Annotated in this window: 14 protein-coding genes; 7 read left to right on the top strand and 7 right to left on the bottom strand. The window is 41.1% G+C overall.

Annotation, left to right across the window (positions count from 1 at the left end; all coding sequences use genetic code 11):
• The 3 genes from gpmA to LBQ60_02045 all read left to right on the top strand — a co-directional run.
• The coding region (gpmA, locus tag LBQ60_02055) for a 2,3-diphosphoglycerate-dependent phosphoglycerate mutase (protein MDR2036688.1) at positions 1 to 183 on the top strand (183 nt) is incomplete at its 5' end.
• A gap of 133 nt (positions 184 to 316) precedes the next feature.
• Complete coding sequence (nhaA, locus tag LBQ60_02050) at positions 317 to 1,465, top strand: Na+/H+ antiporter NhaA (GenBank protein MDR2036687.1); 1,149 nt, start codon at positions 317 to 319, stop codon at positions 1,463 to 1,465.
• 57 nt (positions 1,466 to 1,522) lie between these two features.
• Positions 1,523 to 2,758 (top strand): hypothetical protein, encoded by a 1,236-nt coding sequence (locus tag LBQ60_02045; protein MDR2036686.1) that lies wholly within the window; start codon positions 1,523 to 1,525, stop codon positions 2,756 to 2,758.
• 46 nt (positions 2,759 to 2,804) lie between these two features.
• On the opposite strand, the gene LBQ60_02040 is transcribed toward LBQ60_02045, so the two are convergent.
• The 7 genes from LBQ60_02040 to LBQ60_02010 form a co-directional block, all read right to left on the bottom strand.
• On the bottom strand, positions 2,805 to 3,440 hold the full coding sequence (locus LBQ60_02040) for an HAD family phosphatase (protein ID MDR2036685.1): 636 nt from the start codon (positions 3,438 to 3,440) through the stop codon (positions 2,805 to 2,807).
• Positions 3,441 to 3,458: 18 nt separating this feature from the next.
• Positions 3,459 to 4,127 (bottom strand): methyltransferase domain-containing protein, encoded by a 669-nt coding sequence (locus tag LBQ60_02035; protein ID MDR2036684.1) that lies wholly within the window; start codon positions 4,125 to 4,127, stop codon positions 3,459 to 3,461.
• A 211-nt stretch (positions 4,128 to 4,338) separates the two neighbouring features.
• Positions 4,339 to 5,223 (bottom strand): TIM barrel protein, encoded by an 885-nt coding sequence (locus LBQ60_02030; GenBank protein ID MDR2036683.1) that lies wholly within the window; start codon positions 5,221 to 5,223, stop codon positions 4,339 to 4,341.
• A 107-nt stretch (positions 5,224 to 5,330) separates the two neighbouring features.
• Positions 5,331 to 6,095 carry a C4-type zinc ribbon domain-containing protein gene (locus tag LBQ60_02025; protein MDR2036682.1) on the bottom strand — a complete coding sequence of 255 codons (765 nt, stop codon included), beginning with the start codon at positions 6,093 to 6,095 and terminating at the stop codon, positions 5,331 to 5,333.
• Positions 6,096 to 6,103: 8 nt separating this feature from the next.
• On the bottom strand, positions 6,104 to 7,201 hold the full coding sequence (locus LBQ60_02020) for a Nif3-like dinuclear metal center hexameric protein (GenBank protein MDR2036681.1): 1,098 nt from the start codon (positions 7,199 to 7,201) through the stop codon (positions 6,104 to 6,106).
• 27 nt (positions 7,202 to 7,228) lie between these two features.
• Positions 7,229 to 8,554, bottom strand: a complete 1,326-nt coding sequence (locus LBQ60_02015) for a PhoH family protein (protein ID MDR2036680.1) — start codon at positions 8,552 to 8,554, stop codon at positions 7,229 to 7,231.
• 105 nt (positions 8,555 to 8,659) lie between these two features.
• Entirely contained in the window at positions 8,660 to 9,211 is a 552-nt protein-coding gene (locus tag LBQ60_02010; protein MDR2036679.1) for a hypothetical protein, read from the bottom strand.
• 362 nt (positions 9,212 to 9,573) lie between these two features.
• Here LBQ60_02010 and greA point away from each other — a divergent pair, with 362 nt between their 5' ends.
• From greA to LBQ60_01990, 4 genes are all read left to right on the top strand, one after another.
• Positions 9,574 to 10,047 carry a transcription elongation factor GreA gene (greA, locus tag LBQ60_02005; GenBank protein MDR2036678.1) on the top strand — a complete coding sequence of 158 codons (474 nt, stop codon included), beginning with the start codon at positions 9,574 to 9,576 and terminating at the stop codon, positions 10,045 to 10,047.
• A 9-nt stretch (positions 10,048 to 10,056) separates the two neighbouring features.
• Complete coding sequence (locus LBQ60_02000; protein MDR2036677.1) at positions 10,057 to 10,449, top strand: HIT family protein; 393 nt, start codon at positions 10,057 to 10,059, stop codon at positions 10,447 to 10,449.
• A 550-nt stretch (positions 10,450 to 10,999) separates the two neighbouring features.
• Positions 11,000 to 11,302, top strand: coding sequence for a DUF3853 family protein (locus tag LBQ60_01995; GenBank protein ID MDR2036676.1), 303 nt, complete (start codon positions 11,000 to 11,002; stop codon positions 11,300 to 11,302).
• The coding region (locus LBQ60_01990) for a hypothetical protein (GenBank protein ID MDR2036675.1) at positions 11,299 to 12,065 on the top strand (767 nt) is incomplete at its 3' end. The genes LBQ60_01995 and LBQ60_01990, both read left to right, overlap by 4 nt.

Here is a 12,065-nt window from a genome sequence, read left to right as displayed (position 1 = left end):
GGTATCATTAAATACTTAAAGAACATCTCTAATACAGATATCATTAGCCTGAATCTTCCGACAGCTGTTCCCTATGTTTTTGAATTCGATGATTCAATGAAACTGGTAAAAGATTATTTCCTGGGTGATCCGGAAGAAATCAATAAAAAAATGAATGCTGTTGCCAATCAGGGTAAAAAATAAAATATAAGCATATGACATATAAAAACCCGTTGTAATAAGATTTTCTTTTTCAACGGGTTTTTTATTTACAATACATTATCAACGTTCCTTTTTTAAGGGGCTTTTCAGAAAAATCTATCAACATTTTTTACCGATGCTCATCATACACCGGTTATTCAAAGAATTTTATCGTAGTGAAAAGACAGCCGGACTAATTTTGATTATTTGTACCGTCATTTCGTTGGTCTTAGCAAATTCCTCTGCTCAACATGAATATATCCATTTCTGGAAAATATCACTTGGCGGCATGAGCCTAGAACACTGGATCAATGACGCCCTGATGACGATCTTCTTCCTTCTCATCGGACTGGAACTGGAACGTGAAATATATTGCGGAGAGTTATCCACCTTAAAAAATGCCCTCCTTCCCATGGCTGCGGCATTAGGGGGTATGTGTTTTCCGGCAGCTATCTATTGGCTATTCAATTATGAAACCCCTACCCTATCGGGAACAGGTATTCCTACTGCAACAGATATTGCTTTTGCCTTAGCAATACTATCCCTTTTGGGCAATAGGGTTCCTCCGACCTTAAAGATATTCCTGACAGCATTGGCTGTAGTGGATGATCTTGGAGCCATTATTATTATTTCCTTATTTTATACCCAATCGCTCATCGCATCCTATCTGTTCATCGCTCTTGGAATATTCGTAGTGCTCCTCATCCTGAACCGATTGAGGGTCTACTCCTTAATACCTTACCTAGTCGGCGGAATAGCCATGTGGTATTTCATGCATCATTCCGGGGTACACGCTACCATAACAGGAGTGTTACTCGCATTTGCCATTCCTTTTAACAGAAATGGGGAAAGATCACCTTCTTACATTCTTCAGCATGCCATCCATTACCCGGTGGCCTTTATCATTCTTCCTTTATTTGCACTGGCAAATACGGCCATCCCCGTAAATTGTGAAATATCTGCGATAGTCCGGGAACCACACAGTCTCGGTATATCCATGGGATTGATCATAGGAAAACCTATCGGCATAACTGTATTCAGCTATATCGCCGTATCGCTTGGTGCTTGCTGTCTACCACGGCTGGTCAACTGGTACCATATTATCGGTATCGGGTTACTGGGCGGCATCGGTTTTACCATGTCGATTTTCATCACATTGCTTGCATTCAACGATCCGGACATCATCAATCAGGCAAAATTATCCATTTTACTGGCATCCTGTGGTGCCGCGCTTATCGGTTTTACCGTCCTGCACCTCACATTAAAAAGGCTCTACATCAGGTAATTTGGTTTTTTCAGGGAAATAAATACCTTTGTATGGCTCTTTCATTCATCTACAGATATGGTGCTCAATTACATCTGGGTTGGTTTTTTTCTGGTGGCATTCGTCGTCGCGATTATCCGCTTTCTTGTAGCCGGTGATGTTGATGTCTTCAAAGCCATTATTGACAGCACATTTTCAGCATCAAAAAGTGCTGTAATGGACATTGCCCTGCCACTCACGGGTGTAATGGTTTTGTGGCTGGGATTGATGAACATCGGGGAAAAAGCCGGTGCTGTTAATTTTTTATCCCGGATAGTGGGTCCCTTTTTTACCCGCCTGTTCCCGGAAATACCTAAAAAAAGCCCGGTCTTCGGACAAATGTTGATGAATTTTTCGGCCAACATGCTTGGGCTGGATAACGCTGCAACTCCATTAGGATTAAAAGCGATGCAGGGACTCCAGGATCTGAATTTGAAGAAAGATACCGCTTCCAATGCCCAAATTATGTTTCTGGTGATCAACACTTCCGGATTGACCATCATACCCGTCAGTATCATTGCTCAACGTGCCATACTCGGTGCGGCTAATCCTACCGATATATTTATTCCTGTCCTTCTGGCGACTGCCATCTCGACTTTAGTAGGGATGCTGGTAGTAGCCATGTGGCAACGGATCAATTTACTCGATCCGGTCATACTTGCCTGGCTGGGAGGTATCGTCGCTGCTATAGCCGGCATAACATGGGGGATCAGTAATCTGGAAAAAGACCAGATCGAAACAGTATCCAAAGTAGGTAGTAATTTGCTGTTGATATTGATCATCGGAGTTTTTATTGCCGGAGCATTGTACAAAAAAATCAACGTATATGAAGCTTTTATCGAAGGGGCAAAAGGGGGATTTGAGGTAACCATAAAAATTATCCCCTATCTGGTAGGGATGCTGGTCGGAATTGCCGTATTCCGGGCATCAGGCGCTATGGATTATATCATCAACGGATTGGGATATATTTTTTCTTCCCTAGGCATGAATACCGATTTTGTCCCTGCTTTGCCCACAGCATTCATGAAACCGTTAAGTGGAAGCGGCGCCAAGGCCATGATGGTAGAATCCATGCAACATTATGGTGCCGATTCATTTGTCGGACGTCTTTCCTGTCTCTTCCAGGGAGCGGCTGATACCACTTTTTATATCATTGCCCTATATTTTGGCTCGGTCGGTATCCGTAAAACCCGGTATGCCGTTTCAGCCGGCTTATTGGCTGACCTGGCAGGTGTTATTGCTGCAATTGCCCTGGCATACCTGTTTTTTGCATGACCCTGGATTTTTCAAAAAATCAGGACACCTTATCCTGACCGGTTTTCTACAATAACGACTTCAATCGATTCAAATCTGAAAAATCGGGAATAATATCAGGTACATATTGTTTCAATTCTTCCGGAGAATAAGTCGTCGAAACACCTACGACTTTCATTTCTGCATTTTTTCCCGCTGCAATCCCAGCCAGGGAATCTTCAAATACCATACATTCGGATGGGGATGAATGAAGATTTTTTGCCGCAAGTAAATAACACATCGGATCAGGTTTTCCTTTTGTTACTTGTTGAGCTGTAATCACCGTTTCAAAATCTTTTTCCAAGACAAGCTTTTTGAGTACCACTTTCATCTTCGGTTCATCGGAACTGGTTACCAGGCCTATTTTATAACGGTTATCTTTCAGATATTGTATCCATTCTTTCACCCCGGGGACAAGGGGATAATCCATCGTCAACTCAAACTGTTCGAATTCCTCGATGACCTTTTTCTTCTCCTCTCCGGATAAATCAAGGAAAAACTTATCGAGCAAATCCTTCATGGTTACACCACGTGCATGAGAGGATAAATCAGGAACATTTAAATGGTATTTTTCATTAAGGGCAGAATAATAAATATCGTATTGGGGTTCCGTATCCGAAATCACTCCATCGAAATCAAAAAGAATGGTGGTTATCTGTGTCATATTTAATGGATTTTTGTGTTATTTCTTGGCCCAAATTACGGCAAAATCATAATATTTATATAAACAATCCACATAACGGAATCCGGATTTTTTCAACCAGTCCATCTGGATATCCAGCGGAGTCCTTTTATCCAGTTTTACCCGTTCGTATGCGGCCCGGATCTCTTCCCGGGATAATGAAGATCGTTCTACAACTTGTTGCCAACGTGACTCATACCTGTCCTGCAGGAAAGCATTATCCGCCAGCACCTGCTCCGCATTGACGAAAATACCTTCCGGTTTTAATCCTTTGTAAATTTTCCCATAAAGGTCTTTTTTGTCATTATCCGGCAGATGATGGATAGCCAGTGAAGAAACAACCGCATCATATTCTTCCGACAGGGATAAATGAGTCAGGTCTTCATGCCGGAAAGAAACACCAGGTATATGTTCAAACCTTTGCCGGGCAACATCCAGCATGGCGTCTGATATATCCACCAGCGTAAGTCGTGCATCAGGATATTTTTCCAGTACTTTCTGAGACATTAACCCTGTTCCTGCCCCTAAATCAAGAATTTTCGGTATGGATGTATCAACCTCCAGATTATCAACAGCTATACCATAAAAATCGTCAAAACAGGGGATAAGTTCCTTCCTCTGACTGTCATATTTTTTTGATATACGGTTGAATTGTTCCTGTATACTCATGAAATGCTTCGAAAAATGTGAAATACAAAGTAAGTAAAAATATTCATCCGGTGAAAAGGAGAACCTGATAAAGAAAGATTCAATCCTCTTTTATTATAAAAAATTGTTCGTAATTCTACGAATAAAGCATAAGATTCACTCGCAGAATCACGAACAGAAACAATAATTTTATGAATGTTTATTACGAAATAAAATTGTAATATGTTTGCTATTATCCGGGAAATACATCACATATCTCAATGCATCTTTTTAACGATGCGATCGAATCAACAGCCTTAGGAACAAACTCCTGTCCGACAAAACCTTTATATCCGGTTTTCACCAGGGCCCTCATGATGGCAGGATAATACAACTCCTGGGTTTCGTCAATCTCATTTCTACCCGGATTCCCACCTGTATGTATATGGCCGATATAATTGATATTCTGGGTCATATTAGAAATAATATTTCCTTCCATGATCTGCATATGGTAAATATCATACAGCAATTTGAAATTTTCGCTTCCGATCCGTTTACATAGTTCTACGCCCCAGGCGGTATGATCGCATTGATAATCCTTATGACCATAGCTGTTTAATAACTCCATGATCAACACCACTTTGTGTTGTTCCGCTATTTTCATGATCCGTTTCAATCCTTTGGCACAGTTTTCCCAACCCTGCTCATCAGTCAATCCCCGACGCTGTCCTGAAAAGCAGATCAGGTTTGTAAGTCCGGCCCTGGCTACCAGGGGTATTACTTCTTCATAACTGGCTACCAGCTTATCATGTAGTGAAGGATCATTCCAACCCTTATCGATGCCTAATCCGGCACCATTGGCACAGGCACAGGTCAATCCATATTTCTGAACCACCGGCCACTCTTTCGGTCCAAGAAGTTCAATGGATTGGATACCTATTTCTTTACATATCTTAGAAAATTCCTCTAATGGGTATTTTCCATAACACCAGTAACTTACAGAATGCTTGATATAACCTTTCAAGGGAGTATCCGAAATCTGATCCGCCCATGCATTTTGTGTTGAAAAGCCTAGTGTTACAGCGGCAATGCCTGCTGATGCCTTCTTTATAGCAGTCCTACGGGATAATTGGTTCATATATAAACATAGTTAAATGAATAATTCTTCTACAAATCATAACGGCCGTATTGAACAATACGGCCGTTATGATTGATGATAAGTTCAGAAAACGAAAAATCGAATGATCAATCTTCGTTTTCGGGGTTGTCAATTAAAATACGTCCGCAATATTCGCAAACGATTACTTTTTTCCGGGAACGAATGTCCAACTGGCGTTGAGGTGGAATATTAGCGAAACAGCCGCCACATGCATCACGTTGTACCGTTACCACAGCTAATCCGTTACGTGCATTTTCACGGATACGCTTGTAAGCTGTAATCAAACGGGGCTCAACCATGGCTTCCAGGTCTGCTGCCTTTTTCTGTAACAACTTTTCTTCCTTTTCAGTATCTGAGGTGATCTCAGATAGTTCAGACTGTTTGTTCTTCAATTCGACTTCCTGTTCATCCAACTGTGTTTTTGCTGCATCTATGACTTCCTGTTTCTCTGCATTCTGTGCTGTAAACTCACGGATACGCTTTTCACACAATTCTATTTCCAATGTCTGGAATTCAATTTCTTTAGCCAAAGATTCAAACTCCCTGTTGTTACGGACATTATTCTGCTGGTCCTGATATTTCTTTATCAGCCCCTGCGCCGTTACGATTTCATTCTTTTTGTTGGCAATAGCGGTGTCCAGTTGTTGCATTTCATCCTGAAGGTTCTTTATGCGGGTATGCAGACCGGCAATCTCGTCCTCCAAATCCTGTACTTCCAACGGCAACTCTCCACGCAGGATATTGATCTTATCTATTTCGGAATGTACCTGTTGTAAATCATACAACGCTTTTAATTTATCCTCGATAGGCATATCCTGTGCTTCGGAAACTTTACTTTTTTCTGCAACCATATTTATTATTATATATAATTTATCGGATTGGTTTTTACTTTTGAAAAATGAACCACAAAATTAGGGATTTTTTTCTTAAGTATTTCATGAAAAATTTCTTTTGTATATTGTTCGCTTTCAAAATGCCCCATATCGGCAATCAAGATATCGTGTTCGCCTTCTGCAAACTGATGATACTTAAAATCGGCCGTCACAAAAACATCAGCATGACTACGGATGGCATCTCCCAGCAAAGAACTCCCACTTCCACCACATAACGCTACCCTGAGTATCTCTCTTCCACGAAGATGGGTATGACGGATAACGGGCACCAGGAATGTTTCTTTCAGTAAGTCCAGAAAATGTTGCTCACTGAGCGGAGAGGATAAGATCCCGACTACTCCAAGCCCTGCCTGATGGTTTTCATTTTGTAACCCATAAATATCATAGGCTACTTCTTCGTATGGATGAGCACGAAGCAAAGCGTCAATGATCTGATGCTTCAGGTATGATGGGAATACCGTTTCAAACCTGATCTCAGGTTCTGTATGGAATTCCCCCGGTTTACCCACGAAGGGGTTAACCTGATCACCCAAAGCCCGAAAGGTTCCTTCTCCGGCAACACTATACCCACATGAATCATAATTACCTATATGACCGGCTCCTGCTTCGAAAACAGCGCCACTCACTTTCGGATAATAATCTTTGGGAATAAATGTTACCAGCTTACTTAAATCCACACCCCGCGGCGAAAGTACCTCTACATTATATAAATTCAATTTTTGTGCCATTTTATGACTTACACCACCGGAAACGATGTCCATATTGGTATGTGCCGCATAAACAGCGATATTATGTTTAATTGCCAAAATGACAGCCCGTTCAGTGTCATTTTTTCCGGTTAACCGTTTGATTCCTGAAAGGATCACCGGATGATGGCTGATAATCATCTGTGTCTGAAGTTCGACAGCCTCGGCAACAACGGCTTCGGTCACGTCGATGGTCAGCAATACCTGTTGGACCGGCTGTTCCGGTGAACCGAGAATCAGTCCGCAATTGTCCCATGGCTCCTGATAAGACAGCGGAGCGAACTCTTCAATGTATGAGCAAATATCCCTGACAGAAATTTCCATGGATCAATTTTTTAGAGAACACTACAAAAGGTTACTTGCCAATTCCGCCAATTTACTCCTTTCGCCTTTGACAAGATTGATATGGGTAAAAATAGGCTGCCCCTTCATTTTATCCGCCAGATAGGATAAGCCATTGGATTGGGAATCGAGGTAAGGAGAGTCGATCTGCTCAATATCCCCGGTAAGTACGATCTTAGTCCCTTCACCAGCACGTGTAACGATGGTTTTCACTTCATGCGGGGTCAGGTTTTGTGCTTCATCCACAATAAAGAAGGTTTCGGACAGGCTGCGCCCCCGGATATACGCCAATGCAGACAATACCAAAGTCTCATTCTTCTGCATTTCTTCAATTTTCCGGAACTCATCACCGTTTTGTTTCAGGCGTTGCTTGATTACTCCCAGGTTATCAAACAATGGCTGCATATATGGTTCTATCTTGTCTTTGGCTGAGCCCGGAAGAAATCCCAGGTCACGGTTGGCCAATGGAACGATAGGCCGGGCCAGATATATCTGCGCGTACCGTTCATTCTGGGCCAGAGCTGCCGCCAGTGCCAGTAATGTCTTACCTGTTCCGGCTTTTCCGGTAATGGCGATCAACTGTAATTCAGGACGTAACAGCGCATCCAGACAAAACGTTTGTTCGGCATTACGGGGTTCGATCCCGAAGCAACGATGTTTATCGACCCTGACAAAACGGTCGTTTGCACTGTCATAAAAAGCCAGAACCGTCGATTGACCGTCATTCAGGATATAATAAGCATTACCTTGATTGGCCGGCTTTATTTTAAATTCCTTAGCGGGTACTCCATGATTGTCTTCGTATAATTTCGCGATCAGTTCGGAAGATGATGTGTGTGTTTCAACTGTTTTATACAATTCTTCCAGATTCTTTACTTTATCGCTCTTGTAATCCTGAGCCAGCAAACCCACCGACTTGGCTTTCATACGAAGATTGATATCTTTGGTTACCAGAATCACCTGCCTTTCCGGATTATGTTCTTTCAGGTATTCAGTAATGGCCAGTATCCTGTGGTCGGGAGTCTCTTCCGGAAAAGACCTCTTCAGCTCCTGGGAAAAGGGCTTTCCGGTCTCTATCGTCAGTTTGCCCATTTTCTTACCTAATTGTATACCTCCGTTAAACATATCGTCACCGGCAATTTTATCCAACTCACGGGAAAATTCACGTGCATTATAATTGATCTGATCGTTCCCTTTTTTCATTTTATCGAGCTCTTCCAGAAGCACGATAGGAATGACCAGGTCATTATCCTGAAAATTATATATACACATGTAATCATGCAACACGACGTTTGTATCAAGTACAAAAAGTTTAGGAGATTTTTTCATTCTGCAACCGTTTTAATTTTATTCAAACAAATATAACATAATAATATCAAAAATGCGATAGGGAGATACTGAAATAAAATTTAACAATCCAAAATAAACTCATTGTTAAACACTTGATGAATCTTTTTTCTCCAACAGGCTCAATATTTTTTTAGCCCTTGAAGCAAAAGCCACCGAATTTCTCGGAATCTGCTCACGAATGGCTACCTGCAATTCAGTGGCAAGATCAGGATATTGTGTCACCAAATTCGCCAGTATCTGCATACAATGTACCTTAACAGCAACCTGTATTTCAGCCGATTGCAGCCACTCGAAACAAATATCCGCCAAAGTTCCCTGTGCAACCTCCGGAATATCCAAGCCGGACAATGCTTTGACCACTTGTCGCTTTACTCCGTCAGGTTTGAGTATAGGGAGTCTTTCTATTAACAAACCGACATAAGGGTCGATCAGATAGGGATATTTTTCAAGGCAGGCCGTCATGGCCCATGCTGCCCGTTGTACAACAGGTGGTTTGCCATACAGTACAATATCCATCAATCCGGCAAAAGAATCTTTATCATTACCCACGCAATGCGCCACATAATCCATGTTGGTGCGGGACAACTCACGCATTAAAAGTTCAGAATAGCCGGATGTATATGGGTTACTTTTCATTTCCTATTTTAGAAAAAACACCCAAATATATGAAAAATGACCGACCCTGATAAGGATAATTCTACGTGGGTAGTTTTAATGTTAATTTTGAAAAAATATTTGTTTTATTCAAAACAATCCCTTTACTTTGCAAAAGGAATTGCTATTTCATCATCTGTTTGTGTGTGTGATATTTGAAAAGATATCTTACTCACAGTAGTAGAAAGCACATTAAAACAGTAGGCGGAATAGTAATTATTTTTTTGTATAATGACGAGTAAAATTTTTTCACAAGTATAATATAATTATCTGATGTCTTAGGAAAAGAATTCCGGGACACCGGAGTTCTTTTTTTTTGTCTCATATTTAAAAAATTAAAAATCATGGCTAAAGTTTCTTACGTAACGGAAGAAGGGCTCGAAAAGATGAAGAGGGAGCTTGAGCGATTAGTCAACATCGAACGTCCTGCCATATCAAGGCAGATTGCGGAAGCCCGTGACAAAGGAGACCTGTCGGAAAATGCAGAGTATGATGCTGCTAAGGATGCCCAGGGATTACTCGAAGCACGGATCCACAAATTAGAAGAAAATATCCGTAACAGCCGTATATTGGATGAATCCAGAGTTGACACTTCCAGTGTTCAAATCCTGAATAAAGTAAAGTTGAAGAACCTGAAAAACAATATGATCGTTGAATATTTACTGGTTTCCGAATCGGAAGCTAATCTTAAGGAAGGCAAAATCGCCATCACCACCCCTATCGGTAAAGGGCTGATGGGTAAGAAAATCGGCGAGGTCGCCGAAATACAGGTTCCTGCCGGTAAGATGGAATTTGAAATACTTGAAATATCCAGATAATCAATCGATATGGCCAGTATTTTTTCAAAGATCATCGCCGGAGAGATTCCATCCTATAAAATAGCGGAAGACGACAAGAACTTTGCATTCCTGGATATCAATCCGGTTGCCGAAGGTCATGTACTGGTAGTGCCTAAAGAGGAAACGGATTATATCTTCGATCTGAGCGATGACCGTTTAAGCAGCCTCATGCTTTTTTCCAGAAAGGTGGCTAAAGCCATTGAAAAATCGGTTCCATGTAAACGTATAGGGATGGCCGTTGTGGGATTGGAGGTTCCACACGCCCATATACACCTGATCCCTATCCAGGGGGTTCATGACATCGATTTCAGCCGGCCAAAGCTGAAATTTACTGCCGAAGAATTCCAGAAAACCGCAAAAAAAATTGCTGATAATCTGTAATTTATTAAAAAGATAACGGACAATATCAAAAATATTTATTGAAAGTATTGCATATATAAATTTTGTCGTTACCTTTGCACCGCCATTGAAAAATGGCGTTTGACATAAAAAATGGTCCGTTCATCTAAGGGTTAGGATTCAAGATTTTCATTCTTGCCATAGGGGTTCGAATCCCCTACGGACTACAACAAACGCTGATTGTCAGCAAAATACACAAAACAAGGACTAAAAGAGGGACTAAATGTCTCTCTCTTTTTGTTTATTTACAACATCAAATATATGGATTGAACAAGTAATTGGATAATTATTCATTATAGTTATAATATTTGCTACTACTAAATACACAAAATGCTTCATTTTAATTGATTACATGAATTTAGGCACTTTTAAGCGTAAATAAACGCAATTAAGCACAAGTTTGCACAATTAAGCGCAAGTTTGCACAAAATGCGAACACTGCCAATATCACTGACCATACTTTTGCTATCAAATCATGTCAATATACCGGCCGGATATTGTACATGGTGTTAATTGAAGTAAAAAAAATATTATGAACTATTCAGTTACAGATAGCACACCAATAGCTATGCTCACAGTAGGACAGCTTAAAAACATTCTCGAAACACAGAACAATAACCATCCAGCTTCCGAGACTCCGAATAAAGAAAAACGCTATGTATACGGTATTGGCGGCATTGCCCGATTATTCAATTGTTCATTGCCTACCGCCAACCGTATCAAGAAAAGCGGAAAAATCAATGCAGCCATCAAACAGATTGGCCGTAAAATAATCGTTGACGCCGAACTTGCCATTGAACTGGCAGGATGTAAAGAAGGAGGGCGCAAAAGATGAGTACGCAGAGTTATTTTGAACAACGTATCTATGGAGAATTAGGCATTACGGAAGAACAAAATACCGTTCCCCTGTTGTGGCCTTCCATACACGATTTAACCGCATGGCACGATACGCAACTGTTCGGGGAAGATGAAAACGGAAATATCAAGATTATTGTATATGATATTGATAAACGGATTATTACCTATAAGCCTGATCCCAAAGAAAAGGAATATTACAACCGTTACAAACCTTTTCAAATTGTTCGGCTTAAATTTCCCGAAACGTATATCGACAAGGAAGGAAAGGAACAAACCCGGAAGTATCTACTTCCCAAAGGTGCAGGCACGTATCCTTATTTCCCTATATCAGTATGTGATAAATATGCCAGAGGAGAACCGATTCATACATTAGTGCTTACCGAAGGTTACCTGAAAGCAGCAAAAGGCGCATTGTGCGGATTGGATGTGGTCGGATTGTCGAGTATCACGCATGTAAAAGACAAGGAAACGCAAACAATGTACGATGATGTTATCAAACTGATTAAAAAGTGCGATGTGAAAAATATTATCCTGCTTTTTGACGGCGATTGCAGGCAAATATCCCTGAAAGACTTTGAAGCAAAACGCGACCTGATTCGCAGACCTAAAATATTTTTTGACATGGTGTGCAAATGCAGGGAACTACTTTCAGACTTGAAGCGCAACATCTATTTTGCTACTATCCGCAGTTCAGAGTTACGCAATCAGCCTAAAGGACTGGATGACCTGTTGATTTCGGA

The sequence above is a fragment of the Bacteroidales bacterium genome (assembly GCA_031275285.1).
Lineage (GTDB): Bacteria > Bacteroidota > Bacteroidia > Bacteroidales > UBA4181 > JAIRLS01.
Note: the sequence above shows the minus strand (reverse complement) of the source record. Positions and strands in the feature narration are given on the sequence as shown.